The organism is Pantoea sp. T14, assembly GCF_036663535.1.
Taxonomy (GTDB): Bacteria; Pseudomonadota; Gammaproteobacteria; order Enterobacterales; family Enterobacteriaceae; genus Pantoea; species Pantoea phytostimulans.
This window is the reverse complement of record NZ_JAWUEB010000020.1, coordinates 148,282-164,918: the sequence shown is the minus strand read 5'-3', so window position 1 is coordinate 164,918 and position 16,637 is coordinate 148,282. Positions and strand designations below refer to the sequence as shown.

Here is a 16,637-nt window from a genome sequence, read left to right as displayed (position 1 = left end):
GAGGATAAATGACACGGATATCGCTTCAGCCCTTCAAGAACTCCTGGCTGTCTCAATTTGACACCATAGAAAGAAAATTAATCAATTATCGGCCCCTCTCTCGACGAAAGCCTGCTACTAAGGTGATTCCGCAGTTGTGGATTCAGTGTGACGATCGCGCTGAACAAGCACTGCAACAGCTAGCACAAAATCCTGATGATTTGCTTCGGCGCGCAAACGATTGGCTGACCAGGCAGGGCAAGGAGTGCATCCGACAATTGCAGCAATTAGGCGAAGCGCTACACATTTCTACCCGTACCGGCAAAAATAGCGCTCAACTGGATGAATATCAGCGCTTGGTGGGGCAATTAATGCCGACGCTGGAGCGGATTAATCAGCGTCTTCAGGCGCAATCCGCCGCGCCGCTGCAGGCAGGGAATGAAGATTCCGTTGAAGTGGCATTACGCGTCGCCATGAAGCGCCGCGCGCCGCTATTTAAGTAGAGAACGCAGCGGCTTGTTATCCAGCCACGCCGCGATATTTTCTACCGCCTGAGCAAAGTAAGCCTGATAATTGCTGTCGGCGACGTAACCCAGATGCGGCGTAGCCACGACGTTAGGCAAATTGCGCAAAGGGTGATCGGCAGGAAGCGGCTCAGTTTCAAATACATCCAGTGCAGCTCCCGCAAGTTGCCCCGATTTGAGAGCAGCAACCATCGCGGATTGATCAACCAGCCCAGCACGCGAAGTATTAACCAGCAGCGCGCCCGGTTTCATGTGCGCCAACGTGCTGGCGTCCAGTAGGTTACGCGTGCGATCGCTAAGCACCAGATGAAGTGAGACGACATCGCTGTTTGCCAGCAGCGCCTGTAACGTGGGCATTTGGGTTACGCCACATTCTGCTGCGCGTTCAGCCGTCAGGTTCTGGCTCCACGCACAGACCTTCATATCAAACGCCTGCGCGACTTTTGCCATCGCGCTGCCTATTTTGCCTAAACCCACTAATCCCAGCGTTTTACCTTGCAGCGTCATGCCCAGAGATTGCTGCCAAGGGCCGTTGGTGCGCAGCGCCTGATTCTCGTCGGTAATGCGCCGTGCCAGTGCCAGTAAAAGTCCCCATGTCAGCTCCATTGGCGGCGCGCTGCTGCTGCTGGTGCCGCACACTTCAATGCCACGCTCGCGGCAAGCAGCCAGATCGATCGCGGCATTGCGCATGCCAGAGGTCACAATCAGTTTTAACGCAGGTAAACGCGCTATTAGCGCCGCATCAATGGCTGTGCGTTCGCGCATCACCACTAAAATATCGCTGTTGGCAAGTTGCTCAACCAGCTGGTCGGGTTCATCAATATGTTGTTGCAGGCTACGCGAGGTGACAACGGGTTGCAGCGATTCCCAGTCCGCCAGTGATAAGGCGATATTCTGATAATCATCAAGAAGGGTGCAATTCAGACGCATCATGATCCTCAACGTGAATGGGCAAGGGGCCTTTTTCTTTGAGCCAGATTTTCAGCGCGCTATTACTCATGGGCTGAGCGTAATAGTAGCCCTGAATAAACACCACGCCGCGTTGTTGCAAATAAAGAAGCTGTAACGGCGTTTCCACGCCTTCACCCAAAACCTGTAAACGCAATTTAAAGCTGAGATTGATAATAGCGTCCAGTACCGGTGTTTCACCGCCCAGCGATTCAATAGCGTTAATAAAACCCCGATCAATTTTTAAATAATCGAGCGAGAAGGTCATTAAATAGCTCAGCGAGCAATGACCGGTGCCAAAATCATCAATCGCGACCTTAATGCCGACTTCACGCAACGCATCAAGTTTACGCGCCACGGCGTCGCCATCTTTAATCAGACTGCGCTCCGTTAATTCCAGCGTAATAACAAATTGTTGATGCTTCACTTTTTCGACAAATTGCAGCATATCGCTGACGAATTCAGGATGCTGTAAATGTTCAGCGGCCACGTTAATGGCTAAATGAAAACCCGGCTCAACTTCCCAATCCTGCACATCCTCAGCGATCAACTCCATTAAGTGGCGTGTTAGCGGCACAATCATGCCTTCGGCTTCAGCCGCGCTGATAAAAATGTCGGGACGGATCACGGTGCCGTTAGGCAACGTCCAGCGCATTAATGCTTCGGCACCGGAGCAGCGCTGCAGCTGGTCGTTGTAAACCGGTTGATAATGCACGGTAAACTGGCGGCCATTAATGGCGCGGCGTATCTCATCGCGCCATGAGATCCGCCGTTGCAGCCAGTTAGCGGTAAGGATCATCAACAGAATTGAAAAAATGGCAGCCATCGGCAGAAAGACAAACAGAACCTGACGCCAGGCACGGGCTAATTCAGAGCCTGGTGCCACGATATTGACGCTAATCGGGTAGCGCAATGAGGTCGTCTGATAGGTTTGAGCATCAAAAAAACGATTTTTCACCGTCTCAACTTTACCGACAGAAATAGGTGCGCCGTCGTTGAAGCGCATTGAGAGCTGATAACCGCGCGATTCACCAATGGCCTCCATGAAGTCCATCAGGTATTGACCATCAATCACCGCCCAAAAACCTTCACCGTCTGGCAATTGGCGCACAAAGATCACCGCAGGGCGATTGGGCACGCCTGCGGTGCCGGCAATCGACAAACTCCACCAAGCGCGGCCTGTTACCGGCGGATCGCGCCTGATCATCTCTTTGAGCGAACCCGGGTTTAAGCCATACGCGGATGAGCAGGCCACTCTGTCATCCTGTAACTTCCCAATGGCCCTGAAATAGGCATTTAGCGTGCCTGCAAGCTGTAATTTATCTTCGATTTGGTTGCAAGGTTGGTAATGGTATTTACGCAGAGAAGTGATCATATCCCAGCCGCTGTCGCTCATCTTTTCGGCCTGAGACAAAAGCGTTTTTGCGGCGCTCACCTGTTGCTGGTGAACCGTATGGTGAGCATCGATAACGGTAAAAATAGTGCCAAGAATCAATGGCAATGCGCCGGCGAGGAGAATGATGAGCCTGGCGTAATCACGTTTTCGTTTCAGTGGCGGCACCGCAAAATCCTCTAAAAGTGATCCGTATTGAGGAGGTGCTAATGAGTCAGCGCAGCATAGCATGTCCTCGGGCGATGCAGGGTAGCGTTTTGATTAAGATCAAAACTGATTAAGGTCAATTATCGACCGTTCATTGCAAATATTGACAATGTTTTGCCGTTTTTGGCATTTCCCTGACGTGAAAAGGCTGTGTCACGATGACCGCAAGCACATATTCAGCAACAAGGAGCGGACATGAGCACGGCAATTCTGACCTCAACTTCCTTACAACAGCGCGTAAGCGATGCCGAATGGCAGGCTCTCGTTAAGCTCTCACAAGCCTATGTATTAGCCGCAAAACTCCGTTGGACCGATCACATCTACACCCATTTTTCGCTGCGTGTGCCGGGCGATCAACCCCACTTTCTTATCAATGCTTATGGGCAAACGTTTGATGAAATTCGACCTGAAACGTTGGTGAAGATTGATATTGACGGCAATATTATTGACGACCCAACAGGGCTGGGAATTAACCCAGCGGGATTTGTTATTCACAGTGCTATTCATCGTGCGCGCCCAGATGCACATGCGGTAATGCATACCCACACCGCCGCAGGAATTGGCGTATCGGCACAAAAACAGGGTTTGCTGATGATTTCTCAGCACAGTACCCGGTTTCACCAGCGCGTGGGTTACCACGATTACGAAGGTATCGCCCTCGATCTGGATGAACAGCAGCGCATCGTCGCCGACCTCGGTTCTCTCAATGCGCTGATCCTGCGCAATCATGGCTTGCTGACCAGCGGTGGCAGCATCGAAGAAGCTTTCTACAACCTTTATTACCTTGAGCGAGCGTGCCAGGCGCAGCTTGCGGCGCAGTCTGGCGGCGCTGAATTACTGATTCTGCCGGATGCGGTGGCAGAGAAAGCCGCGCAGACGTTTGAGAACAGCATTACCAATAAAAAATATCTACTGCATTGGGATGCCTACATCCGCCAGCTCAACCGTAACGCGCTGTAAGGGATAAAGATGAAAATCATCAGAGTGGCGCTCGTCGCCCTGTTAGTCAGTGTGAATCTCAGTGCGCAGGCAGCAGAGGATTTGAGTAAGGTGACGCTGGTGTTGGGCGATCAAGCTCGCAATCTGCGCTCGCTGGTGGAAGCGGCAGACGTAATGAAAGATGCGCCTTATCACTACCGCTGGGCGAATTTTCAGGGTGCTGCACCTTTGTTTGAAGCACAGCGGGCGGGCGCGGTTGATACCTCTTACGCGGGCGACCTGCCAGTATTGATGGCCGCCTCCGGCGGCGTGCCGCTGAAAATAATTGCCACCAATGTTGGTGATGGCGGCTCAAATGGCTTGGTGGTTCCCGCCGACTCGCCGATCCACAGCGTAAAAGATTTAACGGGTAAAGAAGTGGTGGTCTCATCGGCACGCGGGAGTATCTCGCAGTATTTGCTGTATCAGGCGTTGGATGAAGCGGGGGTAAAACGCGACAGCGTGCCGGTACGTTTTGTGTTGCCTACCGATGCCAGTGCAGCCTTTAACTCCGGTCAAATCGGCGTTTGGGCAACCTTTGATCCCTATTTAGGTATTGCGGAACAACAGGGTGGACGCGTGTTGCGTGATGGAAAAGGGCTTACCACAGCGCTGTCATTTGTGACTGCTACGCAAGCATCGCTCGACGATCCGGGTAAGCGTGCGGCGATTGCTGATTTCACCCAGCGACTCGAAAAAGCCCGTAAATGGGCGATCAGCCATCCAGAAGCGTACAACAATGTTTATGCACAGCTAACGCGCCTGAAACCACAGGATGCGCAGAAAATTACCGCCCGTATTTCCCACGGCATTCGCCCTGTGACACCGGACGATATTGCCAAAGTGCAGGAAGTCTCAAATCTCTTCAGCGAATTGAAGATTTTGCCAAACGCCGTGAACGTGCAGGCGATTACGGATAGAACCGTATTTAACGCAGCCCCTTAATCGCTGAAAGAAAGCCCCGAACAGCGCAACCTGTTCGGGGCTTTCTTATGGCCTTTAATCCTGAAAAAACGTTTGGCGCAGCGCCACTTCAACGCCTCGCAATTCCGCTAATCCTTTCAGACGGCCAATGGCTGAATAGCCGGGATTGGTACGCTTGTGCAGATCGTCTAACATTTGGTGGCCATGATCGGGACGCATCGGAATCGCGCGTTGGTTCCCCGCCCGGCGGCGACGTTGTTCTTCTGTCAGAATCGCTTTGATCACGCCGACCATATCGACGTCACCGGCCAGGTGCGCCGCCTCATGGAAACTGTTGGGATTTTCTTCGCGCTTGGTGGCGCGCAGATGGATAAAGTTGATGCGGTCAGCGTACGTTTCCGCCATCTCGACCAGCGCATTGTCTGCCCGCACGCCATATGAACCGGTGCAGAAGCAGAAGCCGTTATGCAGGCTGTCGACAGTTTCTTTGAGCCATTGCATATCCTCCTGCGTCGAAATAATGCGCGGCAAACCGAGAATAGGGCGCGGGGGATCATCAGGATGCACCGCCAGTTTAATACCCACTTCTTCCGCCACCGGCACGATGGCACGCAGGAAAGTCGCCATGTGTTCACGCAGTTTGGCTTTATCGATACCGTCATATTGCGCCAGCTGCGCCTGGAACTGTTCCAGCGTATAGCCCTCTTCGGCGCCTGGCAAACCGGCAATAATATTACGTACCAGCGTGGTTTTTTCCTCTTCGCTCATGGCGGCGAAGCGGTTAGCAGCAGCTTGCTGCTCTTCAGCACTGTAATCTTTTTCGGCACCGGGACGTTGCAGCAGAAACAGTTCAAAGGCGGCAAAAGCATCCGCATCAAAGCGCAGGGCTTTTGCGCCATCGGGCAATTCCCACGCCAGATCGGTTCGCGTCCAGTCGAGTACCGGCATGAAGTTGTAGCACACCGTATCAATGCCACAGGTCGCCAGATTGCGGATCGATTGCTGATAGTTAGCGATGTAACGCGCATAATCGCCGCGCTGGGTTTTAATGGATTCGTGCACCGGAATGCTTTCGACCACCGACCAGATCAAGCCTTTTTCCGCCAGTAACGCCTGACGCGCTTTGATCTCTTCCACCGGCCAGACTTCGCCATTCGCAATGTGATGCAGCGCGGTCACAATGCCTGTTGCACCCGCCTGACGTGCATCATCCAGAGAAACCGGATCGTTCGGGCCATACCAACGCCAAGTGTGTTCCATTTTCACTCCCTTTGTGATTTGGCCCAGTGGTCAGGCCGCTGGACCAAGAGTAAGATAGTGCGCTATAAAAGGCCGTGATCGGGATCGCAGCATGAAAAAATGTGAGCGCTGCGACACGTCGGTCTTCTGCGCACGCAAAGGAGAAAGAGATGGCGCTACCTGTACTGAAAGCAGAACGTTTATATCGTCAAATCGCTAACGCGATTATGGACAGCATTAAAAAGGGCGAATTTGTGCCGGGCGGATTATTGCCTGCGGAACGTGAGCTGGCGAAGCAACTTGGTGTGAGTCGCTCATCGGTACGCGAAGCCTTAATTGTTTTGGAAATGACGGGCTGGGTGGATATCCGTACCGGAAATGGCATTTATGTGGCGCAAGCGCTGCCGCAGGGCGGCGTAAAAAATGACATCAGAGAAACAGAAAGCTTCAGTCTGCACGACCTGCTTCAGGCGCGTGAAGCTTTTGAAGGGATGTTAGCTGCCTTTGCAGCGCGTCATGGCACTGCACAACAGCGCGCCGCCTTGCTGGCGTTGACAGCAGAATTGCAGCAGTTTAATGAAAATGACGCCGCGTTTCTGGAGCAAGATAAACAATTTCATCTGTTAATCAGCGAAATGAGCGGCAACGATCTGCTGCGCGACATGATGGAATATCTCTGGAACAAGCGTCAAAGTCCGCATTTTAAACGGTTGGAGCGGCACTACGCAGATAACGCATTTGCCCAAGAAATGAATGAGGATCATCAGCACATTGCCGAGGCGATTGTCGCGGGTGATGAAACCGCTGCACGTGCGACGATGGAAAAGCATCTACAACACGTGCAGCAGCGTTTACTTGGTTAATCCTTTCGCGCGTTTGGGACGTCCGGTACCCAGCATGATCGCCAGACGGCTACCGCCCGGCGTGGTCTCCATCAATATTTTCGTAATGCTGGTCAGCGGCACCGATAGCAGCATACCGACCGGCCCCAGCAACCAGCCCCAAAAAATCAACGACAAAAAGACCACCAGCGTTGATAAACCCAGTCCACGCCCCATCAGGCGTGGTTCCAGCATATTGCCGAACACCATGTGAATGGCAGAGAACAGCGCCGCCACCATCACGGCATCAAAGAGGCTGTTCAGCAGCAGCGCCTGAATAAACGGTGGAATACCCGCAAGGATTGGACCGATGTTAGGAATGAAGTTGAGAATAAACGCCACCACGCCCCACAGTAGCGCGAACTTCACGCCCAGCAACACTAAGCTGAGCCAGACGGCAACGCCGGTAACTAAGCTAACCAGCGTTTTTAATGCCAGATAATGCGTGACGCCTTTCAATGCTTTGTGCAATCCCGCGATGCGTATTTTGGGATTGACCAGTGCGTTACGCATTTTGTAAGGCAGATGGTGAACTTCAAACAGCATGAAAACCACCGTCAGAACCAGCAGCACAATATTGGTCATGGCACCGGAAAAACGGGTTAGCGCACTGGTAGCCAGATTCATCATCATGCTGGGATCGAAGCGTTGTACCAGAGACTCGGTGGAGATATTAAGGTGAAACTGCGCTGCTAAATGCTGCACAACCGTCATTTTCTGTTCCAGGGTGGCGCGTAATTGCGGATAGATATCCGAAAATTCACTCACCGAACTGGCTATTACCGCGATGAGCAGCAACATCACCAACATAATCACCGTAATAACCAAGGTGATCGCCACTCCACGACGTAACCCGCGCCGCATCAACATCGTCACCAACGGATTAAGCACAATAGCGAAGAAGGCCGCGAGTAACAGCGGAACCAGAATATCGGAAGCTGCGCGGATACCCGCCAGAACGATGACCAGCATCGCCAGTTTAATCAGAATATTTTGCCCAATTTTTTCCTGCTGTAGCTCGCTCATTCCCTCTCCTGAAATAAAATTGGCTGAGAGAAGTGTAGCCTAAGCCGGATTAACAAACTGATTTATCAGAGAAACGGTAAGAGCTCACTCACGTGGCGACGCAGTCATGCCCGCGCGCCCACTATCAATGTCAGACGGGAAAGCAATGCGACTGTTGCTATTGTCCCACCACACCCTGTTCACACTGTCGCCAGATAAAATCGTGATGGTTTGCGTTGCCGCTGACGTAAATCGGTACGGTAAACCGCTCGCAGAGCACAATAGCGAACCTCCTCTCTATTGTTGTCTGTAAGCGGGGCCGATCAGCTACCGCCTTGCCGCAATCCGAATTATTTAAGGTATAGTCATTTCTTGAGCCTAAAAAATTCAGCTAAAGACGAGCGCAATTACTCATGCCAGACCAACCCGCAGCGCAATCTGCACCCCGTCATTCCCAGATTACCCTCCTGATTATCTCCATTGTGATGTACAACTTTGCTACTTATCTCACTATCGGTTTACCGTTGGCGGTGCTGCCGGGTTTTGTCAACGACACGCTCGGCTACAGCGCTTTTTGGGCGGGATTAGTCATCAGCTTGCAGTATCTCGCCACGCTGCTGAGTCGTCCGCATGCTGGACGATACGCCGATCTCTGGGGACCAAAAAAAGTGGTGGTTTGGGGATTGGTGGGGTGTTTGATCAGCGGGTTATGCATTTTGGCGGCAGCATTGACGCTCAGCACACCAACGTTGAGCCTGGTGTTGCTGTGTGTGGGACGATTAATTCTTGGCGTGGGCCAAAGTTTCTCGGGAACGGGCACCTCGCTATGGGGCGTGGCGCGCGTCGGCTCGCTGCATATTGGTCGGGTAATATCCTGGAATGGCATCGTCACCTATGGCGCGATGGCGATTGGTGCGCCGCTCGGCGTCATGATTTTTCGTATGGGCGGCTTATTGTGGCTCTCCGCCATTATTATCACTATTTCTGTGGTCGCCATTGCTTTGGCAATACCGCGCCCAGCGGTAAAAGCGAGCAAAGGCAGACCACTGCCGTTTCGCGCCGTGTTGGGAAAAGTGTATGGATTTGGCCTGATCCTGGCGATGGGATCCGCGGGCTTCGGCGTTATTGCGACCTTTATTACACTGTTCTACAAGGCGAAAGGCTGGGAAGGTGCCGCCTTTGCGCTCACGCTGTTTAGTGCCGCTTTTGTCGGTGCACGCTTGCTGTTTCCCAATGCGATTACTCGTCACGGTGGACTGCGCGTTGCCAGCGTTTGCCTGGCAGTGGAAGCGGTTGGTCTGTTTCTGGTGGCGGGCGCATTCGAGCCCTGGATGGCAAAAGCGGGGGCGTTTCTCACCGGCGCAGGCTTCTCGCTGGTATTCCCGGCAATTGGCGTGGTGGCGGTAAAAGTGGTGCCGCAGCAAAATCAGGGCAGCGCGTTAGCAACCTACACGGCGTTTATGGATTTATCTCTGGGGATCACCGGGCCAATTGCCGGGTTTATCATGAGCTACGCAGGTGTGCCGCTGGTCTATCTGCTCACCGCGCTGTTGGTCTGCTTTGCGCTGTTTTGCACATTACGCATGATTCGTCATCAGCCCACTGCGCTGAAGAGTGAAAGAGAGGAAAAGTAAAAAAGCGGCCTCCGACCGAGGCCAAAAAATGTGTCACAAGACACAGATAAGGGTAAGGTCACGCGGCGCAAAGACGTCAGCGCCGCGCAGGGGATTAGGCTTGTAGCAGTTCGATACTGAAACGAATTTGGCGTTCTATTTCGGTTGGCGTCCAGCGGTTTAGTTCGGATGAGAAAGGCTCAAACGCGTAGACACCTTTATAACCAAGCATCTCCAGGCGCTTCACCTGCGCCACGCTGTTCAACACATCGTGATCACTCAACATGATGCGTTCTTCGTCGGTCAACTCAGCCGTTGGGCGGGTATCTTCCACGCCGGACAAGTGCACCAGGCCAATCTGGTTAACATCAATCTCTGCCGGAAATTCTTGTTCGGCATTTTCATACAGATGGTGGTGGAAAGTATCCAGCAGCAGTTTAAACGGTACGTTGGCATCACGAATCAACTGCTGTGCCTGTACGGCAGAACGCAGCGAACTGATCGGGAAACCCAGCGGCTCAACTAAACCCTGCACGCCATAATGTTCAAAACGCGGCGCGAGTTTCTGCATCGCTTCCAGCGTCTGCTGAGGTGAGATGGCAACGCCTTCGTTCAGTGGGCACATCACCAAGGCTTTCGCACCGATACTTTTTGCCTCTTTTAACAGCGCCTCCGCTTTTTCCAACAGCGCATCGTCGGCACGGTTAAAGGGATAAAGCGCATTAATAGTGACAATTTCAATGTGATATTTCTCGGTAAGCGCGCGCAGTTGTTCAGGTGATAAATCATCTGTCACTTTGCCGCTCGGCATGTCATTACGCAGCTCTACTTTGCTTAATCCCAGGCGCTGTACTAACTGGAAGAAGGCTTCCAGCGAAAGGGCAGGGGCAATTTTTCGGTTAATACAGAAACGAGTGGGATCAATGGCCATGCTGCGGCTCCTGTTAGGGGAGATAAGATGCAGCAAAGAAAACATTTATTTCATTAATAGTGAATAATGGAATGCGTATTATTAGATCTGCTTCGCAATAATTTCATATTTCGTTCCATAGCGCAGATCATATACCCTGTTTCTTTGAAAAAACGCATAAGATTTTATGGCACTGCTGCCGCTGCTGGAGGCGCATTATCACTGGCTAAAATGCATTTTGATGCCAACACGCAAAGCCGCGAAGAAAAATGCGATCTGTGCCGCTAAAAAGAAATTTTCCAAAAAGAACTATTTGAAAAATTTGTTCCACTGTAATAGCTTCATAACACGCTTTAGGCTTCGCCTGATCAGGCAACGTGACTTCCAGCACGCGCAGTCTGCAGGGAACGTAAACATTCAAAGAGGCAACAACATGAATATCGTAGGAAACTTTATTGGCGGTAAAACCACCCACAGCGCCAGCAACGAAACCATTCCTGTTTATGATCCGGCAACCGGCAAAGTGGTCCGCGAACTGACGCAAAGTACCGCTGATGAAGTCGCTCAGGCGATTGAAGTTGCACACAATGCCTTTCCAGCCTGGTCAAAAACCTCTCCGCTACGTCGTGCGCGCGTGCTGTTCAATTTTAAAGCATTGATGGAACAACATCGCGATGAGCTGGCGGCATTGATCGTCTCTGAACACGGTAAAGTCTGGTCAGATGCGCTGGGCGAACTGACGCGCGGCATCGAAGTGATTGAATTTGCCTGCGGTATTCCACACCTGATTAAAGGCGAATATTCGGCTAACGTCGGCACTGGCGTTGACAGCTTCTCGCTGATGCAGCCGGTGGGTGTTGTGGCGGGTATTACCCCGTTCAACTTCCCGGCGATGGTGCCGTTATGGATGTTCCCTATCGCGCTGGCGTGCGGTAATACCTTCATTCTTAAGCCGCCTGCACTCGACCCTTCTGCCGCTGTTCGCATGGCAGAACTGCTGACCGAAGCGGGTCTGCCGGACGGTGTCTTTAATGTGGTTCACAGTTCCAACGACGATGCAGAGCAGTTGTATAAAGATCCACGCATCGCTGCTGTTAGCTTTGTGGGTTCTTCCGGCGTCGCAGAACATATCTATAAAACAGCCAGCGCCCACGGCAAACGCGTTCAGGCGTTTGGTGCAGCGAAAAACCACGCCATTGTGATGCCGGATGCCGATCTGGATGCCACCGTGAACGCCATCATGGGCGGCGCGTTTGGATCCGCAGGCGAACGCTGCATGGCGTTGCCAGTTGTGGTTGCCGTTGGCGATGATACGGCTGATAAGTTAATTGCGAGCCTGACTCCGCTGGTGAAAGCGCTGCGTGTCGGCCCTGGCATCAACAAAGGTTCAGAAGAGAATGAGATGGGGCCGGTGGTTTCTGCGGCACATCAGAAAAAAGTGCTTGGCTACATAGATAAAGGCGAGCAGGAAGGTGCAAAACTGGTGGTGGATGGCCGTAACTTCCAGGTGCCTGGCCATGCTGAAGGTTATTACGTTGGCGGCACGCTGTTCGACAACGTGACGTCTGACATGGTGATCTGGCGTGAAGAGATTTTTGGACCGGTGCTGAGCATTATGCGCGCGCCTGATTACGACAGCGCACTGAAACTGGTTAACAGCCACGAATTTGGCAACGGCAGCGCTATCTTTACCAGCAACGGCAATACCGCGCGCGAATTTGTGCAGGATGTTGAAGCGGGCATGGTGGGTGTTAACGTACCGGTTCCTGTGCCGATGGCCTTCCACAGCTTTGGCGGCTGGAAACGTTCGGTCTTTGGTGCATTGAACGTGCACGGCCCAGACGGCGTACGCTTCTATACCCGCATGAAAACCGCAACCGCCCGTTGGCCGAGTGGTCAGCAAACCGTTTCTGAATTCAGCATGCCGACGCTGGGCTAATTCATTTTTATACCCGAAAACCTTCAGGCGACAGCAGTGGAACATGCGTTTGCATCCTCAATCCTTGATAGAGGTAAACAGACGCTATTAACGCAGTTGTCGCTTGAATGATGACGGAGAAGGAGGATTAGGATGTCTTTACTTTCTAAAGCACAACAGCCTGACAGCCAGGGACGTATTCAGCATGTCACCCCGGAAAGTGCAGGCTGGCGTTATGTTGGCTTTGACGCTTACCTGCTGAAAAAGGGAGAAATCCTGCGTCTGAGCAGCGGTGAAAAAGAGCTTTGTTTAGTGTTAGTGGCGGGGCTGGCATCAGTGAAAACGCGCCACGCTGAGTTTCCTGGCATCGGCAAACGCATGTCACCCTTTGAACGCGTTCCACCCTATTCGGTGTATGTGCCGCACAACGATAAAGTCGAGATTCAGGCGGACAGCGACCTTGAGCTGGCGGTATGTAATGCGCCAAGTCAGGGCAATTTACCGGCTCGCCTGATTGCGCCCGCTGACGTCGGCGTTGAACAGCGCGGAAAAGGGCGCAATAAACGCCTGGTACATAATATTCTGCCGGATAATGAACCCGCCGACAGCCTGCTGGTCGTGGAAGTGTATACCGATGAGGGCGACACCAGCTCATATCCAAGCCACAAGCACGATCAGGAAAACAGCGAAAACGAAACCTATCTGGAAGAGACCTATTATCACCGTTTCGATCCAGAGCGTGGATTTGCGATGCAGCGCGTTTATACCGAAGATCGCTCGCTGGATGAGTGCATGGCGCCCTATAACCGCGATGTGGTTACTGTGCCGCGCGGTTATCATCCGGTCGCGACTCTGGCGGGGTATAACAACTATTACCTCAACGTGATGGCTGGCCCGGAACGTTTGTGGAAGTTTACCTGGGAGAAAGATCACGCCTGGGTAAACAGCGATGACTATCCGCGCAGCAAATAATGGCGGAAAACAAAAAGGCAGCCTTGAAATGGCTGCCTTTTTTATGCCTGAACGCGAATGTTTGATAAAACACCCTGCTCAGCAATGATCTCTAATCAGTTATGACTTCTTTTCGACATTCTTATCCGCATTATTCAAGGCAAGCGAAACGGCCAATGTCTGCGCCAGGCACAACGAAGCGACCTGAGAACGGAAACCATCAACCTGCGCTTCACGTACCACAAAGCAGACATCGCTGAAAGCGGCCAGCGGACTGACCTGGCTGTCGGTAATGGCGATTTGATGCGCGCCGCGTTTAGCCCCTAATTCAACCACTTCAACGGCTTCACGTGCGTAAGGTGAATAGCTAATGGCGATCACCACGTCTTTCGGGTTTACCAGGCTGAGCTGCTCGGTGAACATCCCACCCAGACCATCAATCAGGAAGGCACGACGTTCAAGGTGGCGCAGAGCATAAACCAGATAGGACGCCACGCTAAACGAGCGGCGCAGGCCAATAACGTAAATGTTTTCAGCTTCATTAAGCAGCTTAACGGCTTTATTTAACTGGTCCGGATTCACCTGCATCGCCAGCTGCTGCAATGCCTGGCTGTTTACCATAGTGAAAACGTTAAGGATTTCGGCTGGGCTTTCTGGTGCGCTGGCGCTGTCATCGGTAGAGGTTTGACGAAACAGGCGGGCGCGCTCGGTATAGTTCACCGTTTCTTCCATCAGATGCTGACGGAAAACTTGTTTCATTTCGTTGAACCCGCTGAAGCCAAACGCATTGGCAAAGCGAATCAGTGTGGAAGGCGGTACATCCGCTTGGGATGCGATGGAAGCCACGGTATCAAAAGCAATGCTGTTACTGTTATCAAGGATATAACGAGCGACCTGTTTTAGACGCTTGCTCAGTGTTTCATAGCGGCGACGAATATCGTCCTGCAGCAAGGAAAGTTGGGTGGGATTATTGGTCATTACTTCTGCCCGTTTAATAAGAATAATGGCTGGATAATGAGCGCTATAGTACCAGATGGATGGAAAATTTCATTTCTTTGCGTGTAATGAGGGCTTTATTTCATGGGTTTATGAAATACCTCACAGAATCCGTGGAGATGCGTGACGAAGCACGACATCCCCACCATTTTATTACGGTCAGATTTCAGGTTAAAGAAGGATTAAACGTTACAAACCTGCATTTTCGCGAATGTATTTGCGCGCTTTCACGGCATATTCAAAGGGATTAGCCAGCGCGGGATCTTGCTCCGCTTCCACCACCATCCAACCTTTGTAGCCGTAATCGTCGAGGATTTTGAACACCGGTTTGAAATCAATCACGCCGTCGCCGGGTACGGTAAACGTGCCTTTTTTCACCCCATCGAGGAAAGAGAGTTTATTTTGACGCACCTCTGCCACTACGTCATCGCGCACATCTTTCAGATGGACGTGGAAGATACGCGGCAGGTATTTTTTCAGCACTGCCAGCATCTTCTCTTGTGAGCCTTCTGAGTAGTAAACATGGCCAGTGTCATACAACAGGCCGACGTTTTCGTTGGTCAACGCCATGAAACGGTCAATCTCTTCAGTGGTCTGAATGCCGGTTCCCATATGATGATGCAGCGTAACGCGCATGCCTTTTTCAGCTGCGATAACCGCCAGCTCGTTGTAACCTTCCGCCGTTAAACGCCACTCTTCATCGGTGAAAACAGGCTTCTCTTCCAGCACCGCCAGCGTGGTGCCCTGAATACTTTTGCTCTGCTCAGAGCAGCCAATGACACGTGCACCCATCGCGTGCAAGAAGTTCATGTGGTTCACAAACTCGTCGATGGTTTTAGCTTTGTCGCCGTTGGCAAAAAAGGTGCTGAACCAGGCGTTACAGATCTCAATGCCACGAATATCCAGCATCGGCTTTAAAATTGCCGGATCGCGCGGGTATTTGCTGCCCACTTCGCTGCCAGTAAATCCTGCCAGCGCCATCTCACTCACCGTCTGCTGAAAAGTATTTTCACTGCCCAAATCAGGCATATCATCATTGGTCCAACCGATCGGCGCTATTGCCAGCTTCACGTTATCTTTGTTCATCTTGTAATCCTTTTGATAAGGGCGGGCCAGTGCCGCCCACAATGAAAGCGCGGGATCAGTGGTTATAAAAATCAGGACGCGGCGGCATTTCTACTGGCTCAATCGCGCCGCTGTTTTGCGCCTTCAGGCACGCATCGGCAGCAACGGAAGCAGCAAAGCCATCCCAGGCTGAGGGGCCCGTTAACTGGCCCGCTTTTACATCATTGATGAACGCCTGCAGCTCAACGTCATAGGCATCAATAAAACGATCTTTCCAGTCGACCAAAATGGTGTTCGAAAGTTTGGCATCTTTACGCAGCTGAACAGAAGAGGGCTCAGGCAGTTTGGCAATACCGGTTTCGCCAACCACTTCACACTGAATGTCGTAGCCGTAAGCGCAGTTAACAAAAATTTCCACGTCGATGCGCACGCCTTTTTGCGTTTCAAACAGCACAATTTGCGGATCTTTCAATTTGGCGTGGCTCTTCGACGTCACGCGTGGGAAGACCACCTGCACGCTTTTATAATCGTCGTTGGTCAGCCAGCGCAGCACATCCAGTTCGTGAATCAGGGTGTTAGTAATCGCCATATCGGTGGTGTAATTTTCCGGCACCGTTGGGTTGCGATGGGCGCAATGCAGCATCAGCGGTTCGCCAATTTCACCATCGGTAATCACCTTTTTCAGGGCGCGATAACCAGAATCGTAAGGGCGCATAAAGCCTACCTGCACCAGACGCTTGCCGTGTTTGATCTCCGCCTCTACCACGTGACGGCAGCCTTCAGCGCTCATTGCCAGCGGCTTTTCACAGAACACCGGTTTACCGGCAGCAATCGCAGCCAGGGTAAACTCTTCATGAGTCGGATCCCATGAAGTCACTAATATGGCGTCGACTTCAGGCGATTGAATCACCTGATGACCATCTTGATAGACTTCTGCTTCGATATTCAGGCGTTGCAACGCTGCGCGTGCGCCATCAACGTTGATGTCAGATACGGCAACCACTTTTGCGCCCTGCAACACGTTATTGCAGCGGCGAATGTGTTCCTGACCAATTGCACCTGTACCGATTACGCCAAGTTTCAAAGTCATAATTATACCTGTAGGG

The 16,637-nt window shown here is 52.1% G+C and carries 15 protein-coding genes; 7 read left to right on the top strand and 8 right to left on the bottom strand.

The features are described 5' to 3' along the window. Positions 1-8: 8 nt before the first annotated feature. The gene (locus SC127_RS09035) at positions 9-482 is read left to right on the top strand and encodes a hypothetical protein (RefSeq protein ID WP_243079893.1); all 474 of its coding nucleotides are present in this window, start codon (positions 9-11) and stop codon (positions 480-482) included. On the opposite strand, the gene SC127_RS09030 is transcribed toward SC127_RS09035, so the two are convergent. Both SC127_RS09030 and SC127_RS09025 read right to left on the bottom strand, forming a co-directional pair. Then, on the bottom strand, positions 471-1,433 hold the full coding sequence (locus SC127_RS09030; RefSeq protein ID WP_332626041.1) for a D-2-hydroxyacid dehydrogenase family protein: 963 nt from the start codon (positions 1,431-1,433) through the stop codon (positions 471-473). The two genes, SC127_RS09035 and SC127_RS09030, sit on opposite strands and share 12 nt — an antisense overlap. After that, the gene (locus tag SC127_RS09025) at positions 1,408-3,012 is read right to left on the bottom strand and encodes an EAL domain-containing protein (RefSeq protein WP_332626001.1); all 1,605 of its coding nucleotides are present in this window, start codon (positions 3,010-3,012) and stop codon (positions 1,408-1,410) included. Before SC127_RS09025 ends, SC127_RS09030 begins: the two co-directional genes overlap by 26 nt. 234 nt (positions 3,013-3,246) lie before the next feature. Between SC127_RS09025 and SC127_RS09020 the strand changes: the two genes are divergently transcribed. Further along, the gene (locus SC127_RS09020; RefSeq protein WP_332626000.1) at positions 3,247-4,011 is read left to right on the top strand and encodes a class II aldolase/adducin family protein; all 765 of its coding nucleotides are present in this window, start codon (positions 3,247-3,249) and stop codon (positions 4,009-4,011) included. A 9-nt stretch (positions 4,012-4,020) separates the two neighbouring features. Continuing rightward, positions 4,021-4,974, top strand: a complete 954-nt coding sequence (locus tag SC127_RS09015; protein WP_215845337.1) for an ABC transporter substrate-binding protein — start codon at positions 4,021-4,023, stop codon at positions 4,972-4,974. A gap of 54 nt (positions 4,975-5,028) precedes the next feature. Here the strand turns inward: SC127_RS09015 and uxuA are convergent, their stop codons facing one another. Further along, entirely contained in the window at positions 5,029-6,213 is a 1,185-nt protein-coding gene (gene uxuA, locus SC127_RS09010) for a mannonate dehydratase (RefSeq protein ID WP_243079890.1), read from the bottom strand. A gap of 149 nt (positions 6,214-6,362) precedes the next feature. Between uxuA and SC127_RS09005 the strand changes: the two genes are divergently transcribed. Further along, positions 6,363-7,055 carry a FadR/GntR family transcriptional regulator gene (locus tag SC127_RS09005; protein ID WP_332625999.1) on the top strand — a complete coding sequence of 231 codons (693 nt, stop codon included), beginning with the start codon at positions 6,363-6,365 and terminating at the stop codon, positions 7,053-7,055. On the opposite strand, the gene SC127_RS09000 is transcribed toward SC127_RS09005, so the two are convergent. Next, entirely contained in the window at positions 7,044-8,099 is a 1,056-nt protein-coding gene (locus SC127_RS09000) for an AI-2E family transporter (RefSeq protein WP_243079889.1), read from the bottom strand. The genes SC127_RS09005 and SC127_RS09000 overlap by 12 nt on opposite strands. Before the next feature lie 392 nt (positions 8,100-8,491). Between SC127_RS09000 and SC127_RS08995 the strand changes: the two genes are divergently transcribed. Further along, positions 8,492-9,712, top strand: a complete 1,221-nt coding sequence (locus SC127_RS08995) for an MFS transporter (protein ID WP_243079888.1) — start codon at positions 8,492-8,494, stop codon at positions 9,710-9,712. Positions 9,713-9,806: 94 nt separating this feature from the next. On the opposite strand, the gene SC127_RS08990 is transcribed toward SC127_RS08995, so the two are convergent. After that, on the bottom strand, positions 9,807-10,622 hold the full coding sequence (locus SC127_RS08990; protein WP_215845340.1) for a TIM barrel protein: 816 nt from the start codon (positions 10,620-10,622) through the stop codon (positions 9,807-9,809). Between the two features lie 412 nt (positions 10,623-11,034). Between SC127_RS08990 and SC127_RS08985 the strand changes: the two genes are divergently transcribed. Next, a complete protein-coding gene (locus SC127_RS08985) occupies positions 11,035-12,540 on the top strand; it encodes a CoA-acylating methylmalonate-semialdehyde dehydrogenase (protein WP_243079887.1) in 1,506 nt (501 codons plus the stop codon). A gap of 132 nt (positions 12,541-12,672) precedes the next feature. After that, positions 12,673-13,491, top strand: a complete 819-nt coding sequence (gene iolB / locus SC127_RS08980) for a 5-deoxy-glucuronate isomerase (RefSeq protein WP_332625998.1) — start codon at positions 12,673-12,675, stop codon at positions 13,489-13,491. 99 nt (positions 13,492-13,590) lie between these two features. Here the strand turns inward: iolB and SC127_RS08975 are convergent, their stop codons facing one another. From SC127_RS08975 to SC127_RS08965, 3 genes are all read right to left on the bottom strand, one after another. Beyond that, positions 13,591-14,448 carry a MurR/RpiR family transcriptional regulator gene (locus SC127_RS08975; RefSeq protein WP_243079885.1) on the bottom strand — a complete coding sequence of 286 codons (858 nt, stop codon included), beginning with the start codon at positions 14,446-14,448 and terminating at the stop codon, positions 13,591-13,593. Between the two features lie 207 nt (positions 14,449-14,655). After that, complete coding sequence (gene iolE / locus SC127_RS08970) at positions 14,656-15,552, bottom strand: myo-inosose-2 dehydratase (protein WP_332625997.1); 897 nt, start codon at positions 15,550-15,552, stop codon at positions 14,656-14,658. A gap of 55 nt (positions 15,553-15,607) precedes the next feature. Then, positions 15,608-16,621 carry a Gfo/Idh/MocA family oxidoreductase gene (locus SC127_RS08965; RefSeq protein ID WP_215845345.1) on the bottom strand — a complete coding sequence of 338 codons (1,014 nt, stop codon included), beginning with the start codon at positions 16,619-16,621 and terminating at the stop codon, positions 15,608-15,610. Positions 16,622-16,637: the final 16 nt, after the last annotated feature.

Coding starts and splice junctions, on each gene's coding strand:
- SC127_RS09030 (WP_332626041.1), bottom strand. CDS start 1,433: ATGCGTCTGAATTGCACCCTTCTTGATGATTATCAGAATATCGCCTTA.
- iolE (WP_332625997.1), bottom strand. CDS start 15,552: ATGAACAAAGATAACGTGAAGCTGGCAATAGCGCCGATCGGTTGGACC.
- SC127_RS09035 (WP_243079893.1), top strand. CDS start 9: ATGACACGGATATCGCTTCAGCCCTTCAAGAACTCCTGGCTGTCTCAA.
- SC127_RS08995 (WP_243079888.1), top strand. CDS start 8,492: ATGCCAGACCAACCCGCAGCGCAATCTGCACCCCGTCATTCCCAGATT.
- SC127_RS08975 (WP_243079885.1), bottom strand. CDS start 14,448: ATGACCAATAATCCCACCCAACTTTCCTTGCTGCAGGACGATATTCGT.
- SC127_RS09020 (WP_332626000.1), top strand. CDS start 3,247: ATGAGCACGGCAATTCTGACCTCAACTTCCTTACAACAGCGCGTAAGC.
- SC127_RS08990 (WP_215845340.1), bottom strand. CDS start 10,622: ATGGCCATTGATCCCACTCGTTTCTGTATTAACCGAAAAATTGCCCCT.
- SC127_RS09005 (WP_332625999.1), top strand. CDS start 6,363: ATGGCGCTACCTGTACTGAAAGCAGAACGTTTATATCGTCAAATCGCT.
- iolB (WP_332625998.1), top strand. CDS start 12,673: ATGTCTTTACTTTCTAAAGCACAACAGCCTGACAGCCAGGGACGTATT.
- uxuA (WP_243079890.1), bottom strand. CDS start 6,213: ATGGAACACACTTGGCGTTGGTATGGCCCGAACGATCCGGTTTCTCTG.
- SC127_RS08965 (WP_215845345.1), bottom strand. CDS start 16,621: ATGACTTTGAAACTTGGCGTAATCGGTACAGGTGCAATTGGTCAGGAA.
- SC127_RS09000 (WP_243079889.1), bottom strand. CDS start 8,099: ATGAGCGAGCTACAGCAGGAAAAAATTGGGCAAAATATTCTGATTAAA.
- SC127_RS09015 (WP_215845337.1), top strand. CDS start 4,021: ATGAAAATCATCAGAGTGGCGCTCGTCGCCCTGTTAGTCAGTGTGAAT.
- SC127_RS08985 (WP_243079887.1), top strand. CDS start 11,035: ATGAATATCGTAGGAAACTTTATTGGCGGTAAAACCACCCACAGCGCC.